Origin of the sequence: Synechocystis sp. PCC 7509, assembly GCF_000332075.2 — a bacterium.
In the GTDB taxonomy this organism is placed as follows: Bacteria; Cyanobacteriota; Cyanobacteriia; order Cyanobacteriales; family Chroococcidiopsidaceae; genus Aliterella.
The window spans coordinates 2879002-2902996 of record NZ_ALVU02000001.1 but is presented as its reverse complement, the minus strand read 5'-3'; the positions used below and the strand labels follow the sequence as shown (position 1 = coordinate 2902996).

Sequence of the window (23995 nt, the reverse complement as noted above, 5' to 3'; positions counted from 1 at the left end):
CTGTAGAGAAGTCTATTGCCCAACAACTGCCGTACAAAAAGATAAGACACTTTTGCAGGGGGTTTGGGGGAGGCAACCGTCCCCCAATGGGGGGTTTGGGGGGCAGACCCCCCAAGTCTTGGTTTTTCTTATAGTAAGCTTTGTACTGCCTAGTTTTTGACTAAAATACCATTAAGAAAAATCTCCGCCAACCCCCGCCGCCTCTGCCAACTCGCGAGTAGTAGTGCTATCAAAGCCCTTAGCAGCAGACAACTTGATAGCAGCTTTTTTGATGCGATCGCGCGAAGAATCTTCAAATTGAGAAGGACGGTGGAAAACTTGCATATAGTTGTATGTTTAGATTACCCAATGCTACAGAAGCATTTTAATATTGCGCTAAAGTCGCCGCAAACTCAACGGATTTTATTGTTACATCGTACTGCAAACATTTACTTATGAGTCAGCCGATTAGTCGTTTTCGTCCATTAGCCATGCCTTACATATGGTATCGGCTTTTAATAATTTTTTTAGTAGTAACAATGCTGGGATGCGGTTTAGAGTCAAATAGTGCGATCGCCCTGCCTAAAACTCCCGCTCCTAACAAGTCTATTGCACCATACTTTGATCGCGTTGCCAATAGACTAACAGAGTTTCGCCTAGATAATGGGATGAAATTTTTAGTTTTAGAGCGCCACCAAGCGCCAGTAGTATCTTTTCTCACTTACGCGGATGTGGGGGGAGCAAATGAGCCAACGGGTAAAACTGGCGTAGCGCACTTTCTCGAACACTTGGCGTTTAAAGGTACGCAGCGTATCGGGACGAAAGACTATAAAGCTGAAAAACCTTTGCTTAACCGCTTAGATACTTTAGCAGAGCAAATTAAAGTGGGCGGCGACAAAGTACCAGCATTGCAAGCAGAGTTTGATAAAGTCCAAGCTGAAGCCCTGAAATTAGTTGAACAAAATGAATTAGGACAAATTGTATTGCAAGCTGGGGGAGTAGGCTTAAATGCTTCTACTTCTGTAGAAGCTACACGGTATTTTTATAGCTTTCCTTCCAATAAGTTAGAACTTTGGATGTCTCTAGAATCAGAACGGTTTTTAGATCCAGTATTTAGAGAGTTTTACAAAGAAAAAGATGTAATTTTAGAAGAAAGAAGACTGCGAGTAGATAATTCTCCCATTGGTAAAATGGTTGAGGCGTTGCTAGACAAAGCTTACACTACGCATCCTTATAAACGTCCTACCATTGGCTACGAGCAGGATTTACGCAATCTAACGCGGCAAGATGTGCAACAATTTTTTGATACTTATTACGTTCCTAGTAACATTGCGATCGCCCTTGTGGGAGATGTAAACCCCAAACAGGTAAAAGAACTCGCTCAATCTTACTTTGGACGATTTAAAGCAAAACCTTCACCACCTAAACTTAAAGCTGTAGAACCAAAACAAACAGAAGTTAGAGAAGTTGAATTAAAATTACCTTCTCAGCCTTGGTACTTAGAAGCTTACCACCGTCCAGCAATTACCCATCCAGACAATGTAATTTATGGACTAATTGGCAGTTTGCTAAGTGATGGACGGACTTCTAGGTTATATAGTTCTTTGGTAGAAAAGCAGCAATTAGCCCTCAATGCTCAAGGATTTAGCGGTTTTCCTGGGGATAAATACCCGAATTTGATGTTGTTTTATGCTCTGACTGCTCCTAATAAGACACTAGATCAAGTAGCAACGGGTTTAAGAGCCGAAATTGAGAAGTTAAAAACCGAGCCTGTATCAGCTATAGAATTAGATCGGGTAAAAACCCAAGCAAAAGCCGGATTATTGAGAAGTCTTGATTCTAATGCTGGCATGGCTCAGTTGCTAATGGAATACGAAGTAAAAACTGGTTCTTGGCGCAATTTATTTAAAGAATTAGAGCGTTTGAACGCAGTAACGGCGGCGGATGTGCAGAGAGTTGCGGTAGCTACTTTTAAGCCAGAAAATCGCACAATTGGGCGTTTGTTGCCAAAAGAGAATTAAAGGAAAGTATGAAAATAACTATTAAATGGACAGTAGCAGTAGTTTCAATGCTGCTAGTTGTATTGCTGGGTTTGCCTAGTATGGCAGCCACAGCTCAACATTACGACGAGTTGAAGTTTGCACCCTTACCAGAAATAAAATTGCCCAAGTACGAGCGATTTGTCCTAGATAATGGCATAGTTGTGTACTTGTTAGAAGATCGAGAATTGCCTTTAGTCGGCGGTACGGCATTAATTCGCACAGGCGATCGCTTTGAAAGTGCTGATAAGATAGGTTTAGCAGGGCTTACGGGTACAGTAATGCGTACTGGCGGGACTACAAACCATTCCCCCGACGAACTCAATCAGTTATTAGAACAACGGGCTGCTAGTGTAGAAACGGGTATTAATACAACGTCTGGTAGTGCAAGCTTTAGTGCTTTAAGTGAAGATTTGCCCACAGTATTTGAGTTATTTAGCGAGGTATTAAAAACTCCGGTTTTTGACCAGCAACAGCTAGAATTAGCCAAAACTCAGGTAAAAGGTGGGATTGCAAGGCGTAATGACGATCCCGAAGATATTGCAGGGCGAGAGTTTCAAAAGCTGCTCTATGGCGATACGAGTCCTTATGCCCGTACAGTTGAATATGCAACTATCGATAATATTTCCCGCGATGATTTAATTGGGTTTTATCAAAAATATTTTCACCCCAATAATATGATTTTGGGGATTGTAGGCGACTTTAATTCGGCGCAAATGCGATCGCTTATTCAAAAAAACTTGGGAGATTGGCAAGCTAACCCCAAGCTAGTTAAGCCCACTTTACCAACAGTTTCTCAAGCAAAAACCGGCGGTGTTTTTGTCGTCAATCAACCGCAACTTACCCAAAGTTACGTGCAAATTGGTCACTTAGGCGGAAAATTAGATAGCCCAGATTATGCAGCCTTAGATGTGCTAAGTGGAGTATTAAACGGTTTTGGCGGACGATTGTTTAATTCCGTGCGATCGCGCCAAGGACTTGCTTATACTGTTTACGGTGTCTGGAGTCCTAAGTACGACTATCCCGGAACTTTCCTTGCTGGCGGACAAACTCGTTCTGATGCTACCGTACCTTTTATTAAAGCGATCGGCGCAGAAATTGCCAGCTTAAAATCTAAACTTGTCACCCCGGCGGAACTTGCTTATGCAAAGGATTCAACTTTAAACTCTTTTGTATTTAATTTTGAAGATCCAGCCCAAACATTATCGCGCCTGATGCGTTATGAATATTATGGCTATCCGGCAGATTTTATCTTTCGCTACCAGCGCGGCGTAGAAGCAACAACGGCGGCGGATGTCCAAAGAGTAGCTAAAACCTATCTCAAGCCCGAAAATCTGGTGACATTAGTTGTAGGCAATACTACCGCAATTCAACCGCCTTTAAATGAACTAGCAACCCAAGTAACGCCGATAGATGTGACTATTCCGGGCGCAAAACCTGTAGTCATGAAATAGTAAGAGCGATCGCACTATCTACAAATCTACCCTTGATTTGCACAAGGGTAGACCAACATCCAAAACTCTCAATAAATTGTTTAACAAACTAGAGACTTAATATTTTCCTGGATAGAAGGAGCGATTTTTTGATAACTTCTAGCAATGTTAAGATTCATAGTGGTTTCAGCAACCTCTAATAACGAGTCATCAATTGAGTACATTTTGACTACGCGCAACCAACGTAAAATTTCCCCTAGGTGCCAAATCGAAGGTGTACCTCCATAGACAGGAAGCGGGGATTGCCCGTCGCTGTTCACAATCAAATTTCTCATATTTTGCCTTGAGCAGCCAACAATTTTAGCTGCATCTGTCAAACCAACAAAATCTGGTGATGCTTCAATCAAAATAGTTGATGGAATCACTGATTTCACATCATGAATAGCGCTAGAAATAGCTTCATGGGCTGATGATGCTTCACGAATAAAATTTAGCGAGATAAATCCTTTCAATCCAACTCCAATTAAGGCATCATCACAGCCGCCTGCATATAGTCTCTCAATATAATCATCAGCATCGGCTTGGGGATCTTGAAGATTAAACTTTAGGGTAAAATCATACTCTTTCATCTCTCATTCCTCTTGTTCACAAGGATCGTCTAAACTTTTGTGGTTTGTACAGTTATCAACTGTGCGCCGAATCTGTTTGGCATGATTGCCAGCGTTTTTTGGGGTACTCCAGATACTAGAGATACAATAAGTCCCACATCTACAATCTTTGTCATTATAGGGGCAATAAATTTTGCCCCAAGCATGAGATCCCCCAATCGCCACACGCTATCCATTTTGTTCGACGTACCTCAGCGCCGCTTCAATTTCTGGCTTTGGGTGAGTTCTCCTTGCCATATCAACTTTATATATTTATAGCCTTATACATATAGGCTAAAACTTTAGTCATCAATTGTCAAGTGACAACCAATAATGGATTAATGTCACAAGCTTATCTACGGACGGCAGCATAAATAAAAGCGATCGCCATCGGAATTACAATCGGTAAAGCTACGATTAATCCCCATTTGCCAATTTTAACTTCTTGCTGTCCGTCACTTTTAAAAAATAAAAATACAATCGCCGTCCCCATTACTGCCCAAAGACAGCCAAAAGCAATGAAAATAATAAATATTGAGTCATCCATAAGGGTTTTTTACTAAGAATTGGTGGGAAAAGCGATCGCAATTCTAAAAAGTATATGTCTCACCAGTTTGGGCTGTTATATGATGCTGACTGAGTAAGCACGAATTGCTGCATCTACTGTCGCAATTGTCAAACCATTTTGTAAAGCTTGACAAATAAGCATTCTGTCAAATGGATCGCGATGTAATGGTGGCAGTGTAGCTAGTTGAATCGCACTACTTTCGTCAAGCTCAAGACTAGCAATTTGATGAAGATCGCGCTGTTTGGGTAAGTACGTTTCGGGATGCGCTGGCAGAGGTAACTTGCCTAACTGATACTTGACAATTGCTTCCCAAACTGAAATTGCACTCAGATAAACCTCGTTCCCTGGATCGCGAATGGCATCTCGAACATCTTTTGATAATTGGGTACTACCACTGATGAACCACAAAAAGATATGAGTATCTAACAAAATCCTCATTTGCCCTCAAATGCACTGAGCAGATCCTCTGGTAAAGGAGCGTCAAAGTCATCTGGAACGGTAAACTCGCCCGCACATAAACCATAGGGTCGTAATTGTTTACCGCTAGTAATAGGTGGCAGTTCTATTTCCATCATTTGTTGCGCAGCTCGTGCCTGCGGCAATAGTTTATTGCTAATAATAGGTTTAAGTTCTGCGATCGCTTGATCATTTTCAACAATAACTAAAGTTTCACCTGCCTCTACTTGACGTATATATTTCAACGGGTCGCTTTGTATTTCATCAACAGTAACGTTCAACATTATTTAGATTGCCGCAATAAAAATGTCCGCGAAAGTGTTTCAACAAAAGCTCTAGTAGTTTGAGTCTCTTTGCTATTTTATCTAGAAACTAACTAGCAAAAAGGGCAGGCGAGAAGCCTACCCCAATTAAAAATTTATTTTTATCGCTCAATTTTCCGCAGGTCTAAACTCTCCATGTTTAAGGAGCAAGAGCATTACCGCGAATCAAACTACCAAGAGTTTTAGCAGTAATTTTGAGTTGAGTAAAAGGATTAGCTGGAACTACAGTTTTGTACAGGTAACTATCAAACGTTAGCTTTTGTACGTCCATATCCGCACACATTTCAACAAATGCCTCGCGGGTAGCATCGGTACGATAAAACACTGATTGCAGAATATCCAAAACTTTGTAAGTCAAGCCATACTTTCTATCCCAGCGCTTGAGGTAAAGCTTAAGATCGTTTTCGGTAGGAATTTTTGCGCCACTATTGGAAACTTCAATAATGGTTTCGGCACACATCCGCCCGGATTTAGCTGCAAAATAAATCCCTTCCCCCGAAGACTTAGTAACATAACCCGCCGCATCGCCGACTAAAGCAACTCTACCAACTACCCGGCGGGGTCTGGGATGTTCGGGGATGGGGTGAGCTTCTACTTTGATAATTTCGCCGCCGACTAATTTTTTAGCCGCACGAGCGCGGATACCAGCTTGCAATTGCTTGATACTAGCTTTGTGTACCTGCATAGTTCCCGTACCTACGGCTACGTGGTCGTATTTGGGGAACACCCAAGCGTAGAAATCGGTAGAAACATCATCGCCTACATACATTTCTGCAAGATCGTTGTAGTAGTCCATTTGCGCTTGAGGTAAACGGATGCGCTCTTGAAAAGCGATCGCATAGTTATAATCTCCCGCGTCAATTTCTTTAGCAATCCGTGAATTAGCACCATCTGCGCCAATAATTACATCTACCTTTAAAGTTTTAGCTACCCCTTGCGAACCACCTTCGTTGTGGTCTATGTAGTGGATGGTATAAGGATCGTTATTATTAGTGGGAATATCAAGTTTATGTACGGTGGCATTAATTAATTTTGCCCCCAAGCTCGCCGCGCGATCGCGCATAAAGCCGTCTAGTACCTCGCGGCGGCACATACCAATATATTCGTCTTCATTAACTAAATTAATATCTACTTCGCGGTTTGAAGGGGAAATCATTTTCATTTTCCGCACCCGGCGGTCAATGATATGTGGTGGCAAATCAAACTCGCTAACCATACATAAAGGAATTGCCCCGCCGCAAGGCTTGGCGTTGTCTAGCTTGCGTTCAAACAAAAAAGTCTCAATTCCTGCTTTCGCCAGTGTTTCCGCAGCAGAGGAACCTGCTGGGCCAGAGCCAACCACCGCAACTCGTAAAGTCAAAGCCATTCTCCCAATCTTCTACAGCTAGGAAAGTATGGTATCACGTACTTTTTGCTTGTCTACCTATGTAAGCCCCCAATCCGCCTATTTTGCAATACAGCTTAACAACTTTATATAAAAGTTAAGTAACGATCTGTAGTTTGAAGTTGCAAATTTTATATTTTAAGGGTTAATCTTTTTTCACCTCCAGGATATATGTTATAAAAACTACTGTATCCCTACAGATAAACCGGGAATTACAAGCTAAGGCTCAAAGGCGATCGCAGTATCGAGTTGAAGGATCATATTATTCGCGCCTTTAGACTTAATCTTCTTCTACTGTATAAAGAGGTATTGCCGTGGGCATAGTTGTTGAAAACGTATCCAAAAAGTTTGGCAATTTCCAAGCTGTTGATGGAGTGAGCCTAGAAATTGAAAGTGGTTCTTTAGTTGCTTTATTAGGACCATCGGGATCGGGAAAATCTACCTTACTGCGGCTGATTGCGGGGCTAGAAATGCCCGATCGCGGCAAAATTTGGCTGACAGGTAAAGACGCGACAGATCAAAGCGTCCAAGAACGCAATATTGGCTTTGTATTTCAGCATTACGCTTTGTTCAAACATTTGTCAGTGCGTCAAAATATCGCTTTTGGCTTGGATATTCGCAAGACAAGCAAAGCAAAAAGCAAAATGCGGGTGAATGAATTACTAGAATTAGTCCAATTAGCAGGACTTGGCGATCGCTATCCATCGCAATTATCCGGCGGTCAAAGGCAGCGAGTAGCCTTAGCTAGAGCCTTAGCCGTCCAACCCCAGGTATTACTTTTAGACGAGCCTTTTGGCGCTCTTGATGCCAAAGTCCGTAAGGATTTAAGAGCTTGGCTGCGGCGGTTGCATGATGAGGTTAACGTAACTACAGTATTTGTTACCCATGACCAAGAAGAAGCGATGGAGGTAGCCGACGAAATTGTGGTTATGAATAAAGGCAGTATCGAACAAGTAGGAAACCCCGCCCAAATTTACGACCATCCAGCTACAGCGTTTGTAATGAGTTTTATCGGCCCGGTGAATGTATTGCCTAGTAACTCTAGAATGTTTCAAGGTAACGGGTTTAACTCCGCCTCTCCAGAAGTCTTTTTGCGCCCTCAAGATGTAATTGTCGAAAGAGAACCTAACGGTACTACTGTCCCCGCCAGAATTAGTCGGCTGATTCATTTAGGCTGGGAAATTCAGGTAGAACTAACTTTAGATGACGGTCAAGTAGTCACTGCTCACCTTAGCCGCGAACGGTTTGACGAACTGCACCTAGAACCAGAACAGCGAGTTTACGTCAAGCCCAAAGATGCTAAATCATTTCCGTTGTACTATTCAATTTAACTAAGCTGTTGCTTGTATTTAATTGAGTAGTTAATTTAAAACATGATCGATCTGCCTTTGTCTGTTAAAAAATGGATATCTATAGTCAAAGTTTTAGGTTTAGCGTCTATATGCTGTTTGCTTGTAGTTAGTTGTAATGGTCGCCCAAATACAAGTCAAACTACCGCTCCCAGCGCTGCAAATAACAATCGTTTGAGCGTGGGAACAACTTTAAAACCGCGCACTCTCGATCCGGCGGATAATTACGAACTTGCGGGTAATAACGTGATGACAAGTTTGAGCGATCGCCTTTACACTTACAAGCTAGGTACAAGCGATCTCGAACCCCAACTAGCCACAGCTTTACCCACAATTAGCGCCGATGGATTAACTTATGTAATTCCCCTGCGTCAAGGGGTTATTTTCCACGACGACACGCGGTTTAATGCCGAAGCAATGGCATTTTCGTTAAATCGATTTATTGGTAATGGCGGCAAACCTGCTTCGTTGTTATCTGATGTAGTGCAATCGGTTACAGCATCGGCGGAGTACGAACTAACAATCAAACTCAAAACAGCTTTTGCAGCTTTTCCTTCCCTACTCGCTTTTCCAGGAATGTGCGCCGTTTCTCCCAAGGCTTACGAACTAGGCGTAGGTAAGTTTAAACCCGGTACTTTTGTCGGTACTGGTCCTTACAAATTAGTACAATTTTCGCCGCAATTAGTCAAAATGGATGCTTTTCCTAAGTATTGGGGAGCAAAACCACCCAATACAGGCATTGACTTTCAAATTCTTAGTAGTTCAGCTAACTTGTACAATACTTTTATCAAAGGTGGGGTAGATATTGCTTACCTAGCCTTTAGTCCCGATCAAGTTGAAAGTCTTAAACAACAAGCAAATCAAAAGGGATGGCAAGCTTTAGAAGAAAAAAGCAACGTTGTCACCCACATGATGCTCAATGTCAAACAAAAACCTTTAGATAATTTAGTAGTTAGACAAGCAATAGCTGCCATGATTGACCGATCGCTAATTACCGATCGCGTGTACAGAAAGCAAGCAGAAGCGCTGTACAGTATGATTCCTAGTACCTTTGACAGCTACCAGCCAATTTTTCAAACTAAATACGGCGATGGCAACATCGCTAAAGCCAAAGAACTTTTAGCTCAAGCCGGATACAACGCCAGCAATCCGCTAAAGCTAGAAGTATTTTATCCGGCGACTTCTTTAACTAGAGAACAAATTGCCAGTACGTTGAGAGAATACGCCAGCCAAAAATTAGCCGGGATAGTTGAAATTCAACCACAAGCAGCAGAATCAACGGCATTTTTCGGCAATATCGGTAAAGGACTGTATCAAATAGCTTTATTAGATTGGTATCCCGATTTTGGCGATCCCGATAATTATATTCAACCCTTTTTAGGTTGCACCAAAGGTAGCGAAGCTGGTGGTTGCAGCGAAGGCGCAAGTCAAAGTCAAGGATCGTTTTATTATAGCGATCGCATGAACAAACTTATCGCCCAACAGCGCCAAGAACAAAACCCCGAAGCTAGACAAAAAATCTTTACTGAAATTCAAGAATTAGTCGCCACCGATGTCCCCGTCGTTCCCTTAGTACAAACGAAAGACTACGCTTTTGCTCAACAAGGATTGCAAGGCTTGCAAATAGACCCGATTTTAAAGCTTCCCCTCTGGCAAATGAGCAAAGGTTAAAATCATGTCAAGATCCAAATCCCTGCAATACTACATCCTCGTCCGCCTGATGTTAGTACCGCTCATGCTGCTAACAATTACCACTGTAGTATTTTTACTTTTGCGTGCGACCCCTGGCGATCCCGTGGATGCGGTGTTAGGAGTCCGCGCCCCTGAAAGCGTCAAACAAGAGTACCGCCAGCGACTGGGGCTACTAGACCCCCTGTGGCTGCAATACGTGCGTTATCTAGGTAGCCTGCTGCGCTTAGATTTAGGAACTTCGATTACCAGCCAAGGCGAAGTAGTTTGGGACACCATTAAACAATATTTCCCAGCGACGGTAGAACTAGCAGTTTTTAGTATGGCAACAGCTTTAATCGTAGGAATTACCGTAGGCGCAATCTCCGCTTCTCGTCCCAATTCTTGGTTAGATGTGGGGGGGCGATTGTTTGGCATTATTACTTACGCCCTACCTTTATTTTGGGTAGGAATGCTCGTACAATTAGTCTTTTCCGTACAGCTAGGCTGGTTTCCTTTAGGTTCGCGCTTTCCCGCCTCTGCGGCTACTCCCGTAGGTTTTACCGGACTTTATACCGTTGATAGTTTAGTCAATGGCGACTTAGGCAGTTTTTTTACAGCATTGTACTATTTATGTTTGCCTAGCTTGACCTTGGGCGTACTATTAAGCGGCATTTTTGAGCGGATTGTGCGCGTCAATCTCAAGCAAACCCTCCGCGCAGATTATGTAGAAGCAGCAAGAGCTAGAGGCATTTCCGAGCGGCAAATTTTAATAGCTCACGCCTTAAAAAATGCCTTAATTCCCGTAGTGACAATTTTGGGCTTAACCTTTGCATCTTTATTAGGGGGAGCGGTGCTTACAGAAGTAACCTTTTCGTGGCCGGGGTTAGCAAATCGACTTTACGAAGCGATTTCCTTGCGAGATTATCCTACAGTACAGGGAATATTAGTATTTTTTGCCACTATAGTAGTCCTAGCCAGTATTGCGATCGATATTCTTAATGCTTATATCGATCCCCGGATTCGTTACTAATACTTTGGGTAATTACCAAAGGATGTGTAATGCTCGCCAAATAGGAGAGGTGATGGAGAAGAAATGCCAGTCATTGCCAGAAAAAGTGCTATAGTATAGATGGTCTAAGCAGCCTGCCGACTGAGAGTAAACCATAAGAACCTCCATAATTCGGGAAATGCTCTGGTAATCAAACAGCCGTTGGACAGACGGTGGTGTTGGCTGTGGAGGTTGACCGCCTAGGGGGTTCCCGTGAAGCAGCAAAGTCTTGAGAGCAATCTTGAGAAACCCTCGCTGTAAGCATACTTGTTTCAGCGTAGATGCGAATGTCACAAATAGTGTTTCAGGAAGTGGGTATTTGCCCGCTTTTTTTGTGTCCTAAAATGGCTCACCCCTTAATTCCCCAAATTATCGAATTGGCGACACCAGTAGCAGAACAATTGCAACTGGAAGTAGTTGGAGTGGTTTTTCATACTAATCAAAACCCGCCCGTACTAAGAATTGATATTCGCAATCCCCAGCAAGACACCGGGTTAAACGACTGCGAACGGATGAGTCGGGCAATAGAGGCAACTTTAGACCAAACAAATATTATTCCTGATGCCTATGTATTAGAAATATCTAGCCCTGGGATTTCCAGAGAATTAAAGGGCGATCGCGAATTTATATCATTTAAAGGGTTTGCTGTTATTGTTAGCGCCACAAGTCCCCACAAAGGACAACAAGAGTGGTCAGGGCAATTAATTCGCCGCGACGATACCACACTTTACCTAAATATCAAAGGTCGAGAAGTCGAAATTCCCCGCTCTTTAGTCGCCAAAGTACAACTAAACGAGCGGCATTAAAAAGTAAAAACTGTTCCTTATAAAGGTTTTATTATGTCAATGGTTAGCATTCCCGGACTCAAAGACTTGATTGAAAATATCAGTCGAGAACAAAACTTACCCAAGCATTCTGTCCAAGAAGCTTTAAGAGAAGCTTTAATTAAAGGTTACGAGCGCTATCGCCGCGCCCAAAACTTTGATAAACGTATTTTTGATGAAGAATACTTTGACAACTTTGAAGTAGAACTTGATGTTGAGTACGGCGGCTTCCGGGTGCTGGCAACTAAAACCATCGCCGATGTAGTTGGCGAGCCAGACCACCAAATCGCTTTAAGTGACGTACAGGAATTTGAAGCAGATGCGCAAATTGGCAATGAAGTCATCTTAGACGTAACCCCAGACAAACAAGAATTTGGGCGCATGGCGGCGATGCAAACTAAACAAGTATTAGCCCAAAAATTGCGCGATCGCCAGCGCCAGATGATTCAAGAGGAATTTCAAGACCTCGAAGGCGCGGTACTCCAAGCAAGAGTGCTACGTTTTGAACGCCAATCGGTAATTATGTCCGTCAATAGCGGTTTTGGTCAGCCAGAAGTTGAAGCAGAATTACCCAAGCGTGAACAACTCCCCAACGACAACTATCGCGCCAATGCTACGTTTAAAGTCTTCCTCAAAAAAGTTAGCACCGGTCAGCAAAGAGGCCCGCAACTAATGGTTTCTCGTGCTGATGCGGGCTTAGTTGTCTATCTTTTTGATAACGAAGTCCCAGAAATAGAAGATGAAGTAGTCCGCATTGTGGCAGTAGCAAGAGAAGCCAATCCCCCATCGCGCTACGTTGGACCCCGCACTAAAATTGCTGTCGATACTCTAGAGCGCGATGTCGACCCTGTAGGCGCGTGTATTGGTGCTAGGGGATCGCGAATTCAAGTAGTAGTCAATGAATTACGCGGGGAAAAAATCGATGTGATTCGTTGGTCGCCCGATCCTTCTACTTATATTTCTAACGCCCTTAGCCCCGCCAGAGTCGATGAAGTACGTTTGATGAATACCGATAACCGTCAAACCCACGTCTTAGTCGCTGAAGATCAACTCAGTTTAGCGATCGGCAAAGAAGGGCAAAATGTCCGTCTAGCAGCCCGATTAACAGGTTGGAAAATTGATATTAAAGACCGCGACAAATACGATCGCGAAGCTGAAGACGCTAAATTTGCCCAACTTGCCGCCCAATACCAAGCCCAAGCCGAACAAGAGGAAGAATATGACGAAGATGAGGAGCAAGAATATCTACAAATTGAGGAAATTGAACCTACAGATATTCCCGTCTGATAAATAAACCAGTTAAAACACAATAGCACTCATACAATTGTCTTATCGGTTGACCCCACAACAACATTCATGAAACCCAACTATCGCCGTTGTATTAGTTGCCGCCGTGTGGCACTAAAACAAGAATTTTGGCGAATTATCCGCGTCAATCCCTCCGGGCAGTTACAATTAGATCGAGGCATGGGGCGTTCTGCCTATCTTTGCCCGCAAGTGGATTGTCTCTTAGCGGCGCAAAAGAAAAATCGATTAGGGCGAAGTCTTCGGACATCGATACCACCAGGGGTTTATCACACCCTGTTGCAACGTCTTCAAGTCAACGCCCAATACTGACTAAGCCTCAAAAGCCCAACTATTATTTTATTAATGACACTAAGCATTTTGGCATCCCACCCACAGAATTACTTGTCAATAGATGTTAACCACTTTCACAGTAGGTTAGTGCCAAAATAGTAAAATAATAGAGTATCGAGATAAATTGATTTACATCAACAAATTGACAGCAAATTTTTTAAAGTAGGCTAGTGCAAGAAAATAAAAACAGCCATACATACAAAACAAGTTCCCTAAAGCGGAAGCAACTACCATTATTAAGCAAACCTAGCTCTCACCAAGAGCAGTATTGCTCAATACTTGGTAAAACAACTCCGGGAGGCGTTACCCCAAGCAAAGCTATACCTTTACAAATTATAGGTACAAATTGCTTGGCAGTGTGCCTGCCAAACAACGAACACATCTCTCTTTCTTGGTTGGAGGCACGGGCAAAAAAATGAACCGCAACCAATAACCCAGAACTTCAATGAATGGCAACAACGCCAAAATCTATGGCAACCATTCATTTACACCTGTTAAGTAAAGAGGAAGAGTGGATGAACAACATTAAAGTTAGAATTTACGATTTATCAAAGGAATTGAATTTGGATAACAAAGAGCTACTAGCCATTTGCGAACAGCTCGATATCAGCGTCAAAAGCCACAGTAGCACGATCTCAGAAGATGAAGCAGAACGTATTAGGACCGCCGCAGAAAAACAAATAAAACAAACCGTAGGTATAGCTCCCCAACGCAAAGAATCAACAGCTAGTTCAAAGGCAAATTTACAAATGTCCAACGTTACTAAACCAAAACCTGCTCCTAACAAACAACAAATTTTGGAAATTCGTAAACCCAAAATAGACCGTGTCAACGCCGATGACCAAGACCAGCAAGCGACAGAACCCGAATCAGAACTAAATAACCCCTCCGCACCCCGTAGTAGCGCACCAACAGTACCGATTAGACCCGTACAAGCGCGACCAGCAAGGTCGTCGTTGAGTGCGGATGGGACAGAAACCCAAGATATTTCTGAAACTCCAAGTTTAAACGCTGCGCCACGACAATTTGAACCGCCCAGCCGACCATCTACCCAAAAAGTAGCTCAAACCAACCTATCGGCAAACGCACCAGAGCGACCAGTTTTAAGAAAACATCAACAGCAAAACGCCTTAGACGCAACCCCCGGCGGCAGAACGGACGCACTTCCAGAGCGCCCAACTCGGCGCACTAGCTCTAGTCCTGTAGGGGCGAGAGCCGACCTAACCCCCAGAGGACAACCAGGTGTAGAACTCAATAGACCTAGACCAATTAGGGGTAGCGATGCTATTAGTCCCAAACCAATGCGCCCGAAAGCAACAGCAATTGGTGACGATATAGACCGCTCGGAAGACGATCTCGATACAGCACCATTGCTCGATGAAGCCGAAGAATTGCTAAAGCGCCCCACCTTACCGCGTCCAGTTAAGGGCGGAGCGAAGAAATGGCAAGAAGAAGAAATCATCGACGACGGACAAGATTCAGTTAAAACAGGCAAGGCAGCAACAAAACTTAAGCGCCTCAAGCCAATTATCGATCTAGAAGACGAGGAAGACTTAGACGACGCTCTCGATTTGGACGCGCCCGTTCAAGTTAGCCTCTCCGTTGCCCGTCCACCTAAACAAAAAGCAGCCCGTGTATCCCCTGCGGGTAGCCCGGTAACAACTAGCGCCGCAATTAGAAGCAGAAAATCTAGCTCCTCTCGTAGTGACAACCGCCGTCGCAACGAACCGGAAGCAAAACAAGAACGTCCAGAAAAAATTATAGTTACGGGAAACTTGACCGTTCAAGAACTAGCGCAAGAATTATTAGTTCCCGATACCGATATCGTCAAGATATTGTTTATCAAAGGAATGGCGGTTAATATCACCCAAAACTTGGATATTGCCACAATTAAGATGGTAGCTAGTGAGTTAGGCACAGAAGTTGAAACTCAAGCGCCGGAAGCTGAAGCTCGTAAAGTAACAGAAATGGTCGAAGCTGAGGATTTAGACTTTCTCCAGCGTCGTCCACCAGTAGTCACAATTATGGGTCACGTAGATCATGGCAAAACGACTTTACTAGACTCGATTCGCAAAACAAAAGTAGCTCAAGGAGAAGCGGGAGGAATTACCCAACATATCGGCGCTTACCATGTGGAAGTAGAGCATGATGGCAAGAAAATGCCGATTGTTTTTCTAGATACCCCAGGTCACGAAGCTTTTACAGCTATGCGGGCGCGGGGAGCAAGGGTAACGGATATTGCCGTGCTAGTAGTAGCCGCCGATGACGGCGTGCGTCCGCAAACTATTGAAGCAATTAGCCACGCTCAAGCGGCTAAAGTGCCAATTGTGGTCGCCATTAACAAAATTGATAAAGAAGGCGCTCAACCAGACCGCGTTAAGCAAGAACTAACTCAGTTCAACTTGACACCGGAAGAATGGGGCGGTGATACGGTTATGACTTCCGTGAGTGCGATTAAAGGCGAGAATTTAGACACTTTACTTGAAATGATCTTGCTAGTAGCAGAAGTAGAAGAACTTTCCGCTAACCCCGATCGCTTGGCAAAAGGGACGGTAATTGAAGCTCACTTAGACAAAGCTAAAGGCTCGGTCGCTACACTTTTGGTTCAAAATGGAACTTTGAGAGTGGGAGATGTTTTAGTGGCGGGTTCTGCCTTTGGTAAAGTCCGCGCTATGGTTGATGACCGAGGCAAACGAGTAGATGCGGCTAGTCCCTCTTTTGCTGTGGAAGTATTGGGATTGAGCGAAGTTCCGGCGGCGGGTGACGAATTTGACGTATTTGAGAACGAAAAAGAAGCAAGAGCGATCGCCGGAGTGAGAGCCGACAAACAACGGCAATCACGCTTGATGCAAGGACGAGCCACGCTCACAACCCTTTCGGCTCAAGCTCAAGAAGGCGAACTCAAAGAACTCAACTTAATTGTCAAAGCCGATGTTCAAGGCTCATTAGAGGCAATTATTGGCTCTCTCAAGCAACTGCCACAAAACGAAGTTCAAATTCGCTTACTCTTAGCCGCTCCGGGGGAAATTACCGAGACAGATATTGACTTAGCTGCCGCTAGTAACGCCGTAATTGTCGGATTTAACACAACTCTTGCAAGTGGTGCTAGACAAGCCGCCGATGAAGCGGGGGTAGATGTGCGCGAATACAACATCATCTACAAACTCTTGGAAGACATCCAAGGTGCTTTGGAAGGTCTACTAGAACCAGAGCTAGTTGAAGAATCTCTTGGGCAAACCGAAGTACGGGCGGTATTTACCGTTGGACGTGGCGCGGTGGCTGGTTGTTATGTGTTGTCAGGGAAGCTAGTGCGCAATTGCAAAGTGCGTGTCAATCGAGGCAGTAAAGTTGTATTTGAAGGCGGGCTTGATTCCCTCAAGCGGATGAAGGAAGACGTGCGCGAAGTCAATGCTGGCTACGAATGCGGTATTGGAATTGATAAGTTCAATGACTGGGCAGAAGGTGACATCATTGATGCCTATCAAATGGTAACTAAGCGCCGGACGCTAACTATGGTGGCGGCAGCTAGTAAGTAAAGTTTGCTGTCATGCCTCTAGAGGCATGACAGCAAAAATAAAGAAGTAAATACTTAATATTACTTCTCTATTTTTGCTCCACTCAATGACAAAATACGAAAACTGAGGACTAAATATATATGGCTCGTTTTCTAAACCCTGACGATCAGCAACCCCATATCTGGGAGCGTTTAAAATCTGCGATCGCATCTAGTTCTGGTTTTCAACGTTGGCAATTAGAACGCCAAAGCCTTGACAATCAACTCCAATCTTTGAGCTTAGATCGTCAAGTACGTATTTATTTACGCGAAACATTGGAAACTCTCGCCTATTAAAACTAAAATTTAAAAATAACAGGCAACGTCGTATATTTAAGATGTTGCTTTTTATTTTTAGACGGCAATAAATAGCGATCGCGCGAACAACAACCTGTAATCACTAATAGCCAAAGGGCAAAGACAAGGAATAGATCCACCGACGCTAGTAAGTTGGGCGATCTCGTGTCAAAGCCAGTAAGTTCAAGGTAAATGCCGTCTGGTTAGAGGGAGTGAAGTCAAGGATTAAATCCCCCCCATGCGCTCTGGCAATCTCTCTAGCTAGGCTAAGTCCAAGTCCCGTACCTTCAACTTCTTTGGTGCGTGTCCGCGCCGGGTCGCCCCGATAAAACCGCTCAAAAATCCGTTCGCGATCGCCCTGTAAGAGGTTTTTGGAGGAATTAGTAATCGTAATTAATACTGTTGCTCCCTGTTGTATTGCATAAACGCGTATCCAGCCATTGGCAAGATTGTATTTAATGGCATTGCTAACTAAGTTTTGGACAACTTGAATTAGTAAATCGCGATCGCCCATTACGTGCAATTGAGCCGTAATCTCTGTTTGTACCTTTAATTGCGGCGCTAGTAATTCTATATCCTCCTCTACTTGCGCTAAAATCTCGGATAAGTTTACTTCCACTCGATGCAAGTTCATCCGTCCAGCATCGGCTAAAGAAAGCAATAAAAGTTTTCGCACAATCCCACTCAAGCGCCCCACTTCATCTAGTAAACTGCTCAAACTTTGCTGAATCTGAGATTCCGGTTCAGCTTGCTGCAAGTTGCGTTCTAGTTCTCCTTGCAAAATTGCCAAAGGTGTCTTCAATTCGTGAGCAGCATCACCACTGAAGCGAGACGCCTGCTTAAAGCTACGTTCCAAGTTCTCCAGCATTTGATTAAATACGGCAATTAATTCTACAAATTCCACATCAGTTTCGCCCATAGGAACACGCCGATCCAAGCCTTTGACTGTTACTTGCTTAATTGCCTCTGTCAATTGCCCTATAGGGCGCAAAGCATTGCCAGATAGCCACCATGCACCCCCAGTAATCAAAAATAGGACAATAAGTATAGAAATTAAAAAGATGTTGCGTATCGCTACCATTTCGCCATCGATGGTTTGGAGACTAACAGAAACCGCAATTTGAGTATAGGGAAAACTTGCCGCCCCAACCCGCCAGGTTTGGGTAGAGGTATATTGTGTGTTAAATCGAGGTGGAGAAACATAACCAAATCGCGGTTTTGCTAAATCCGGCTCTATTGGGCTTGGTTGTCTAGAAGGTAAGCGCCAGAGGTTATTAACTTTAATTTCCCTTGACCAATTATCGGACTTGTAAACAGTTTTTCCCTCTAGATCGGTTACTAATATAGCTGTCGGCGTATCCTCATCAATGCCAAATATTCGCGGTGAGGAAGGAAAGCGCCGCAGTGGACGACTTGCTCTCATTAACTGGCTTTCGATCGCCTCGTCAAGACGACTAACTTTAGCTTGGTAAATCAGCCACCAAGAAGTCATCCCAAATCCTACCAGCGCACTACCCGCTAGTACCGCCGATGCTAAAGCTAAACGAATCCGAAAAGAACGCATCACTTTTATGGATTCTCCCCTCGGCGAAACCGATATCCCACCCCTCGCACACTTTCAAGCCAAGGCGCTCCCCCAATTGGATCGAGCTTTTTGCGAATCCGTTGGACGCAGACATCTACGACATTTGTAGTGGGGTTAAAGTCGTAGCCCCAGACGTGTTCTAATATTTGCGTACGGGTAAAAACTCGTCCCGGTGATCGCATTAAATATTCTAAAAGATTAAATTCGCGGCTAGTTAGTTCTACTACTTGGCGATCGCAGGTTACTTCTCGCGTAATACAATCTAACTTTAGAGAACCCGCACTCAGGACATTTTGGCGATCGCCATTGCTGCGACGTACTACTGCATGAATGCGGGCGACCAGTTCCTCAACAAAAAACGGTTTAGCAATATAGTCATCTGCGCCCAGATTTAGCCCTTCAAGGCGATCGTCTAATTCATTACGAGCAGTTAATAAAATCACCGGAACATTCTTTTTTGCTCTACGCAAGCTTTTGAGAATTGCCAGCCCATCTTTGCCGGGAACCATAATATCCAGCACCAGAGCGTCATACTCATTATCTATGGCGCGGTTATAGCCTTCATCGCCATTATCGCAGTAGTCAACAACAAACCCGTATTCCCTCAGTCCAGCATTGACGAAGTTAGCGATCTTTGCCTCATCTTCCACAAATAGAATATGCATAATCTCACTATTGTATATTCCTCAACTCCCCATAAAAATTACAAAAATGTAATTTAGATTTAGGTCAAATTGTAATTTTTATAGGGCTTAATTAAAACATGACACTTATCAAAAGGTTTGACGCTCATGAAAATTAATCGCTTGTTAATAGTTTCTGCTATGTCTATACTGATTGGCGGCGGCGGTTTTATCGCCAGCAAAGCAATAGCCCAAAATGCAGCGCCACCTACTGAACAACGACAACCAGGGGAAAGAATGCGAGGCGGGGGAAAGTTTGAACGTCTAAGCGGCATAACTGAAGCCCAAAAAACCCAACTACAGCAAATTAAATCTGCCAGTCGACAACAGATTGAAGCTATCCCAAGCAACGAGCAAAAAGCCCGGATGGCAGCAATCCGTAATGATGCCAGAACTAAAATGGCAGCTATTTTGACTGCTGAACAAAGACAACAATTAGCACAATCTCCAGCTAATAGTGAAGGAAAAGGTCGGGGTATGCCTAAAATCAGTGGCTTAACTGATGCTCAAAAAACTCAAATGAGAGCAATTCGTACTGCTACCCGTCAACAAATGGAGGCAGTTCTCACCGCCGAGCAAAAAGCCCAAATTGAGGCAATTCGCAACGATACTAAAACGAAGATGGATGCAGTTTTAACTGCGTCTCAAAGACAAGAATTAGAACAGATGCGCCAGCAGAAGCAACAAAATCGTCAACAAAGGCAGTCTTGACTATAGCGATCGCTATTTAATTCATAATCATTTTCCGTAGGGGCGCAATGTATTGCGCTCTCACAAGGTTCGCTGAACATTTGATACTGGTTTGCAAATGGGGTAACAGTGCGATCGGCTAAATAATGAAACGCCTTCATGTAATCTCTGGCAAAAGTGAATTAAAACCTAATTATTTTTCCATCAGCACAGATAGCACAACTCTAATTAGCAATGCACACAGCCTGGATAATGGTGAAGGGCGGTATGCAAAGGTAAATTTCTGGGATCTATCCACAGGTAATTTGATTAGAACCATTGATTTTTTGCACGATCGCATCGGCGTTGGCTGTTATGAAAGGTGGCTTATCGGAATTGTAAGTAATGCGAATGTAGTTATGACATTCAATCTAGAGACGGAGGAATTCAATTTAATTCTTGATGCTGCACCATCACGCTGCTTATCTTACCTGGAGAATAATGTTACGCCTGTTGCTATTAGTCCGTTTGAACCGATTATTGTCTGTGGAGATTTTGTTTATAGAGCGCCTGAAACAGGAAATGTCGCAGTTTACAACTTACTAGCAAAACCTATCAGTAAAGAGAAAGGTGTAGTAAGGCTACCAATTCAAAGTTTTAGGTGGCAACCGGAAAAATATCCATCGTGCAACTTATCGGTTTTGATTAGTCCAGATAGCAATATTCTACTCAGTCAAGCGGTGAGTATACGTTACGGCTTTCATCGCTTGTGGGATTTACAAACAGGTAAATTGATTCGTACATTTGCTAACTCAAGTTCGGGAATCGCGGAATGCCTTGCAGTAAAAAACTTAGGGAAGGTACTTGCTTGTGGTTGGAGATCGCAACAGGTACAGGTATGGGATGTTCATACTAACAATGTTATCTGTTCAGTAGATGGACACCTGCCGATCGCCATGTCGATTGATGGTCGGTTTTTGGTAAATTGTTACGATGAGAAGAAAATTATTCTGCAAAACATAGAAAATAATGAACATCTTTGTACGTTAGATGAAAGTTCAGCAAAGATTGAACTAATTGCTCTCAGTCCAAACGGAAAGTGGCTTGCTAGTTACAATCAAGATCAAACGATCGAGATTTGGCGTGTATTTTAGAAATCTTGTAGTTGTCAACAAAGTAACAAATTAATAGCTCGGCACAGGAAGCGACTTTATGTCAATTGTTATTTCTCTTAGTCCAGAGATAGAAGCGCAACTCCGCGAAAAAGCAATTCAGCAGGGTCAAGATATCAGCGTTGTAGCTGCCCAATTGCTGTCTCAGATTTTGGAGTGGGAATTACAGGATTCCACTGAAGCAATTAAAGGTATTCAAAGCGGCTTAGATGATTTTGCCACAGGGCGATCGCGCTCCTTTGAGGAGTTCGCGGAAGAACAACGCTATAAATACAACCTATCTGTTGATTCATGAGTTATCGAATTGAGATTTCCAGCGTTGCAGAAGCAGAAGTAGAATTTTTTACTTCGGTGCTACAGAAAAACCCCGCCGAATAGATGTATTTCCCGCCATCTCTACTTGAAAAGTAACGCGATCGCGCATTTCCCCGCTTCTAACTTCCAACGTCCAACTACCCGGACGCAACGCCCAAAACATTGTATTATCTGCTAACTTTTCGCCATTGATCCACCACTCTACAGGCTGTGCTTGTAAAGCAGCTAACTTTAATTCCAATTTCTGCTGTGGTGAATTTGGATACACTAAAAAGTTGTCGCCATTACTAGGAGAAACAATTTTTAAACCATCTGCAATGGTAGAAGGCGATCGCAATGCTAACCACTGATCGTACTCTCTAGGCAAATTAAGCTGAGACTCGCCATTAACAAGGCGGTAAAAAGTATCGTAATTGCGATCGTATTCCCCCAAATCTTCCGGGAAAAAATACTCCTGCACCACTGTAGGACAAGCCGATGTAGGCTTTAATCCCGAAACAGCGCATATGGGACGCTTTACTAAACCTACTAGCGGCGCAAAAGCCGCAGGCTCTTTATTTTCGTGTAGGCGCAACATGATTCGATTCCACAAAGGCGCAGCACCCATTACCCCGGAAACCTGTTTCATCGGTTCGCCGTTAAAATTACCTACCCAAGTCGCTACAGTGTAATCGGTAGTAAACCCCACCGTCCAAGTATCGCGAAAATCGGATGAAGTGCCAGTTTTGACCGCCGCCGGAAACGGTAAACTTAATATCGAATCCACCCCAAAAGCTTTGGCGCGGGCGTGGAAGTCGCTTAATATATCTGTAACTAATCCCCAAGTAGGCGACGCAGCCAGAACAGTAGCAGGCGCAGCGTCTGTAAACGTAGTCACCAAGGGTATTGCTTGCCCCTGTCTTGCCATCGTTACATAAGCTCTTGCTAATTCCCAAAGGCTTACTTCCCCACTACCCAAAGTCAACCCCAACCCGTAATAACCCGCCGGGTGATTCAACTGGTTAAAACCTAGCTGATGTAAAAAGTTTAAAAAATTTGGTACACCTACTTTTTGCAATACTTTAACGGCGGGAACGTTCAAAGAATTAGCCAAAGCTACCCGGACTCGAACCGCCCCTTGAAAATCACTGTAATCTTTGGGACTGTAAAGTCTTGCTCCATCAATGGCATAATGAGCCGGAACATCTGCCAACACAGTATTGGGGCGAATTACGCGCTTTTCTAGAGCTAATTGATACAAAAACGGCTTCAACGTCGATCCTGGCTGCCGTAATGCCTGTACGCCGTCATTACGCCCTGTAGCTGTCAAATCAAAGTAGTCTGGAGAACCAACGTAAGCTAAAACTTCCCCAGAATGATTATCAACTACTAGCGCCGCCGCGTGATGAGCATTGTGAGCGGCGAGATTGCGGACTACTTGGCGAACTTGCGCTTCCACAAACTGCTGTAAAGGTCTGTCGATAGTTGTGCGAATTTGAGAAGGGTGATTTTTTGGTAATTTACTTGCTAACCAAAATAAAAAATGTGGGGCGGCAGTAATTCCTTGCTGGCGGGGCGAAAGGGCGATTTTTTCAGTGTAAGCGCGATCGCCTTGAGTGCGGCTAATATAACCATCTTTGACCATGCGATTAAGTACGTATACTTGACGCTTTTTCAGCTTTTCCCAATGGCTATAAGGATTGAGATCCGTAGGATCGTTAGGCAAAGCCGCCAAAATACTAGCTTGGGCAAGATTAAGATCCCTTGATGGCACAGCAAAATAAACTTGAGAGGCTGCTTCCACACCGTAAATATTGCCTCCCATCGGTAGACGATTAATATAGGCGTGTAAAATTTCGTTTTTGCTCATGCCTGCGGCTAATCGCCAAGAGAGCCAAATTTCTTGACTTTTTCCCCACAAATTACGTGGATGCGGCTCTAACATCCTTGCCAGTTGCATTGTAATCGTAGAAGCCCCAGAAACAAGCTTGCGGGCGCGAATTGCCTCTACCATACTTCGCCCTATAGCCCGGATTTCTATCGCCCCATGCTGATAATATTGTCCATCTTCTGCCGCTATAATGGCATGAATAAAGTGTGAGGAAACGTCAGTAAGAGGGACAACCGCCGTCTGGTCTTGGCTTTGAGTCAGTAAAGTTCCCAAAGGCAGCCTTTGCCGACTTATTAGTTCAATTGCTTGACCTTCTTGAGTTAGATTAGTCGCATAAATGGGAAAGATATAAGGAAGAAATCGCCAAATTAAAGCGATCGCCATTAAAATCAATGTCGCTTGCTTTACTTTCCTAAAAACCTGCCTTTTACCCCTACTTGGTTTACCTACTCCCATGCGATACCCACTGTAATTGTTGCTAAACAAGACAAA

The 23995-nt window shown here is 43.7% G+C and carries 24 protein-coding genes; 14 read left to right on the top strand and 10 right to left on the bottom strand.

The window, feature by feature from the left end; all coding sequences use genetic code 11:
* Positions 1–171 precede the first annotated feature (171 nt).
* The gene (locus SYN7509_RS28575; protein ID WP_009631750.1) at positions 172–324 is read right to left on the bottom strand and encodes a TetR/AcrR family transcriptional regulator; all 153 of its coding nucleotides are present in this window, start codon (positions 322–324) and stop codon (positions 172–174) included.
* 110 nt (positions 325–434) lie between these two features.
* Here SYN7509_RS28575 and SYN7509_RS0214435 point away from each other — a divergent pair, with 110 nt between their 5' ends.
* Both SYN7509_RS0214435 and SYN7509_RS0214430 read left to right on the top strand, forming a co-directional pair.
* Complete coding sequence (locus tag SYN7509_RS0214435; RefSeq protein ID WP_009631749.1) at positions 435–2000, top strand: M16 family metallopeptidase; 1566 nt, start codon at positions 435–437, stop codon at positions 1998–2000.
* An 8-nt stretch (positions 2001–2008) separates the two neighbouring features.
* Positions 2009–3472: a M16 family metallopeptidase gene (locus SYN7509_RS0214430; RefSeq protein WP_009631748.1), complete on the top strand. Its 1464-nt coding sequence runs from the start codon at positions 2009–2011 to the stop codon at positions 3470–3472.
* A gap of 80 nt (positions 3473–3552) precedes the next feature.
* On the opposite strand, the gene SYN7509_RS0214425 is transcribed toward SYN7509_RS0214430, so the two are convergent.
* The 5 genes from SYN7509_RS0214425 to chlP form a co-directional block, all read right to left on the bottom strand.
* Positions 3553–4080, bottom strand: coding sequence for a helix-turn-helix transcriptional regulator (locus SYN7509_RS0214425; RefSeq protein ID WP_009631747.1), 528 nt, complete (start codon positions 4078–4080; stop codon positions 3553–3555).
* A 370-nt stretch (positions 4081–4450) separates the two neighbouring features.
* Positions 4451–4645, bottom strand: a complete 195-nt coding sequence (locus tag SYN7509_RS0214415) for a hypothetical protein (RefSeq protein WP_009631746.1) — start codon at positions 4643–4645, stop codon at positions 4451–4453.
* Between the two features lie 75 nt (positions 4646–4720).
* The gene (locus SYN7509_RS0214410) at positions 4721–5104 is read right to left on the bottom strand and encodes a type II toxin-antitoxin system VapC family toxin (RefSeq protein ID WP_009631745.1); all 384 of its coding nucleotides are present in this window, start codon (positions 5102–5104) and stop codon (positions 4721–4723) included.
* Positions 5101–5406, bottom strand: a complete 306-nt coding sequence (locus SYN7509_RS0214405; RefSeq protein WP_009631744.1) for a type II toxin-antitoxin system Phd/YefM family antitoxin — start codon at positions 5404–5406, stop codon at positions 5101–5103. Before SYN7509_RS0214405 ends, SYN7509_RS0214410 begins: the two co-directional genes overlap by 4 nt.
* Positions 5407–5584: 178 nt before the next feature.
* The gene (gene chlP, locus SYN7509_RS0214400; RefSeq protein WP_028954323.1) at positions 5585–6805 is read right to left on the bottom strand and encodes a geranylgeranyl reductase; all 1221 of its coding nucleotides are present in this window, start codon (positions 6803–6805) and stop codon (positions 5585–5587) included.
* A gap of 338 nt (positions 6806–7143) precedes the next feature.
* Here chlP and SYN7509_RS0214395 point away from each other — a divergent pair, with 338 nt between their 5' ends.
* Genes SYN7509_RS0214395 through SYN7509_RS0214385 form a run of 3 tightly spaced genes read left to right on the top strand, consistent with a single transcriptional unit; the run spans position 7144 to position 10879 of the window.
* On the top strand, positions 7144–8160 hold the full coding sequence (locus SYN7509_RS0214395; protein WP_009631742.1) for a sulfate/molybdate ABC transporter ATP-binding protein: 1017 nt from the start codon (positions 7144–7146) through the stop codon (positions 8158–8160).
* A 42-nt stretch (positions 8161–8202) separates the two neighbouring features.
* A complete protein-coding gene (locus SYN7509_RS0214390; RefSeq protein ID WP_009631741.1) occupies positions 8203–9849 on the top strand; it encodes an ABC transporter substrate-binding protein in 1647 nt (548 codons plus the stop codon).
* A 4-nt stretch (positions 9850–9853) separates the two neighbouring features.
* On the top strand, positions 9854–10879 hold the full coding sequence (locus tag SYN7509_RS0214385; protein ID WP_028954322.1) for an ABC transporter permease: 1026 nt from the start codon (positions 9854–9856) through the stop codon (positions 10877–10879).
* A gap of 12 nt (positions 10880–10891) precedes the next feature.
* On the opposite strand, the gene SYN7509_RS29760 is transcribed toward SYN7509_RS0214385, so the two are convergent.
* A complete protein-coding gene (locus SYN7509_RS29760; RefSeq protein ID WP_148297993.1) occupies positions 10892–11191 on the bottom strand; it encodes a hypothetical protein in 300 nt (99 codons plus the stop codon).
* A 50-nt stretch (positions 11192–11241) separates the two neighbouring features.
* Here SYN7509_RS29760 and rimP point away from each other — a divergent pair, with 50 nt between their 5' ends.
* The 6 genes from rimP (at position 11242) to SYN7509_RS0214360 (ending at position 17209) form a co-directional block, all read left to right on the top strand.
* Positions 11242–11703 carry a ribosome maturation factor RimP gene (rimP, locus tag SYN7509_RS0214380; RefSeq protein ID WP_028954321.1) on the top strand — a complete coding sequence of 154 codons (462 nt, stop codon included), beginning with the start codon at positions 11242–11244 and terminating at the stop codon, positions 11701–11703.
* A gap of 33 nt (positions 11704–11736) precedes the next feature.
* Positions 11737–13008: a transcription termination factor NusA gene (nusA, locus tag SYN7509_RS0214375; protein WP_009631738.1), complete on the top strand. Its 1272-nt coding sequence runs from the start codon at positions 11737–11739 to the stop codon at positions 13006–13008.
* A gap of 69 nt (positions 13009–13077) precedes the next feature.
* Positions 13078–13338 (top strand): YlxR family protein, encoded by a 261-nt coding sequence (locus SYN7509_RS28570; RefSeq protein WP_009631737.1) that lies wholly within the window; start codon positions 13078–13080, stop codon positions 13336–13338.
* 191 nt (positions 13339–13529) lie between these two features.
* The gene (locus SYN7509_RS0214370) at positions 13530–13778 is read left to right on the top strand and encodes a hypothetical protein (protein WP_028954320.1); all 249 of its coding nucleotides are present in this window, start codon (positions 13530–13532) and stop codon (positions 13776–13778) included.
* A 96-nt stretch (positions 13779–13874) separates the two neighbouring features.
* Entirely contained in the window at positions 13875–16895 is a 3021-nt protein-coding gene (infB, locus tag SYN7509_RS0214365) for a translation initiation factor IF-2 (protein ID WP_028954319.1), read from the top strand.
* A 119-nt stretch (positions 16896–17014) separates the two neighbouring features.
* On the top strand, positions 17015–17209 hold the full coding sequence (locus SYN7509_RS0214360) for a hypothetical protein (RefSeq protein WP_009631735.1): 195 nt from the start codon (positions 17015–17017) through the stop codon (positions 17207–17209).
* Between the two features lie 145 nt (positions 17210–17354).
* Here SYN7509_RS0214360 and SYN7509_RS0214355 read toward each other — a convergent pair whose 3' ends face one another.
* Positions 17355–18773 (bottom strand): sensor histidine kinase, encoded by a 1419-nt coding sequence (locus SYN7509_RS0214355; RefSeq protein ID WP_009631734.1) that lies wholly within the window; start codon positions 18771–18773, stop codon positions 17355–17357.
* A 5-nt stretch (positions 18774–18778) separates the two neighbouring features.
* A complete protein-coding gene (locus SYN7509_RS0214350; RefSeq protein ID WP_009631733.1) occupies positions 18779–19459 on the bottom strand; it encodes a response regulator transcription factor in 681 nt (226 codons plus the stop codon).
* A gap of 126 nt (positions 19460–19585) precedes the next feature.
* On the opposite strand from SYN7509_RS0214350, the gene SYN7509_RS27700 reads away from it, so the two are divergent.
* The 3 genes from SYN7509_RS27700 to SYN7509_RS0214335 all read left to right on the top strand — a co-directional run bounded on the left by SYN7509_RS27700 (position 19586) and on the right by SYN7509_RS0214335 (position 21613).
* Positions 19586–20188: an LTXXQ motif protein gene (locus tag SYN7509_RS27700; protein ID WP_009631732.1), complete on the top strand. Its 603-nt coding sequence runs from the start codon at positions 19586–19588 to the stop codon at positions 20186–20188.
* A 125-nt stretch (positions 20189–20313) separates the two neighbouring features.
* On the top strand, positions 20314–21300 hold the full coding sequence (locus SYN7509_RS0214340) for a WD40 repeat domain-containing protein (RefSeq protein ID WP_009631731.1): 987 nt from the start codon (positions 20314–20316) through the stop codon (positions 21298–21300).
* Between the two features lie 58 nt (positions 21301–21358).
* Positions 21359–21613: a hypothetical protein gene (locus SYN7509_RS0214335; RefSeq protein ID WP_009631730.1), complete on the top strand. Its 255-nt coding sequence runs from the start codon at positions 21359–21361 to the stop codon at positions 21611–21613.
* A gap of 48 nt (positions 21614–21661) precedes the next feature.
* Here SYN7509_RS0214335 and pbpC read toward each other — a convergent pair whose 3' ends face one another.
* The gene (gene pbpC, locus SYN7509_RS0214330; RefSeq protein WP_227501501.1) at positions 21662–23989 is read right to left on the bottom strand and encodes a penicillin-binding protein 1C; all 2328 of its coding nucleotides are present in this window, start codon (positions 23987–23989) and stop codon (positions 21662–21664) included.
* Positions 23990–23995 lie beyond the last annotated feature (6 nt).

Bases quoted from the DNA above. Each gene is read 5' to 3' on its own strand.
- SYN7509_RS0214435 (WP_009631749.1), top strand. From the start codon at position 435: ATGAGTCAGCCGATTAGTCGTTTTCGTCCATTAGCCATGCCTTACATA.
- SYN7509_RS0214335 (WP_009631730.1), top strand. From the start codon at position 21,359: ATGTCAATTGTTATTTCTCTTAGTCCAGAGATAGAAGCGCAACTCCGC.
- SYN7509_RS0214385 (WP_028954322.1), top strand. From the start codon at position 9,854: ATGTCAAGATCCAAATCCCTGCAATACTACATCCTCGTCCGCCTGATG.
- SYN7509_RS0214410 (WP_009631745.1), bottom strand. From the start codon at position 5,104: ATGAGGATTTTGTTAGATACTCATATCTTTTTGTGGTTCATCAGTGGT.
- SYN7509_RS27700 (WP_009631732.1), top strand. From the start codon at position 19,586: ATGAAAATTAATCGCTTGTTAATAGTTTCTGCTATGTCTATACTGATT.
- SYN7509_RS0214340 (WP_009631731.1), top strand. From the start codon at position 20,314: ATGAAACGCCTTCATGTAATCTCTGGCAAAAGTGAATTAAAACCTAAT.
- SYN7509_RS0214425 (WP_009631747.1), bottom strand. From the start codon at position 4,080: ATGAAAGAGTATGATTTTACCCTAAAGTTTAATCTTCAAGATCCCCAA.
- infB (WP_028954319.1), top strand. From the start codon at position 13,875: ATGAACAACATTAAAGTTAGAATTTACGATTTATCAAAGGAATTGAAT.
- SYN7509_RS0214405 (WP_009631744.1), bottom strand. From the start codon at position 5,406: ATGTTGAACGTTACTGTTGATGAAATACAAAGCGACCCGTTGAAATAT.
- SYN7509_RS28570 (WP_009631737.1), top strand. From the start codon at position 13,078: ATGAAACCCAACTATCGCCGTTGTATTAGTTGCCGCCGTGTGGCACTA.
- SYN7509_RS0214350 (WP_009631733.1), bottom strand. From the start codon at position 19,459: ATGCATATTCTATTTGTGGAAGATGAGGCAAAGATCGCTAACTTCGTC.
- rimP (WP_028954321.1), top strand. From the start codon at position 11,242: ATGGCTCACCCCTTAATTCCCCAAATTATCGAATTGGCGACACCAGTA.
- SYN7509_RS0214415 (WP_009631746.1), bottom strand. From the start codon at position 4,645: ATGGATGACTCAATATTTATTATTTTCATTGCTTTTGGCTGTCTTTGG.
- SYN7509_RS0214430 (WP_009631748.1), top strand. From the start codon at position 2,009: ATGAAAATAACTATTAAATGGACAGTAGCAGTAGTTTCAATGCTGCTA.
- nusA (WP_009631738.1), top strand. From the start codon at position 11,737: ATGTCAATGGTTAGCATTCCCGGACTCAAAGACTTGATTGAAAATATC.
- SYN7509_RS0214355 (WP_009631734.1), bottom strand. From the start codon at position 18,773: ATGCGTTCTTTTCGGATTCGTTTAGCTTTAGCATCGGCGGTACTAGCG.
- SYN7509_RS28575 (WP_009631750.1), bottom strand. From the start codon at position 324: ATGCAAGTTTTCCACCGTCCTTCTCAATTTGAAGATTCTTCGCGCGAT.
- SYN7509_RS0214390 (WP_009631741.1), top strand. From the start codon at position 8,203: ATGATCGATCTGCCTTTGTCTGTTAAAAAATGGATATCTATAGTCAAA.
- SYN7509_RS0214360 (WP_009631735.1), top strand. From the start codon at position 17,015: ATGGCTCGTTTTCTAAACCCTGACGATCAGCAACCCCATATCTGGGAG.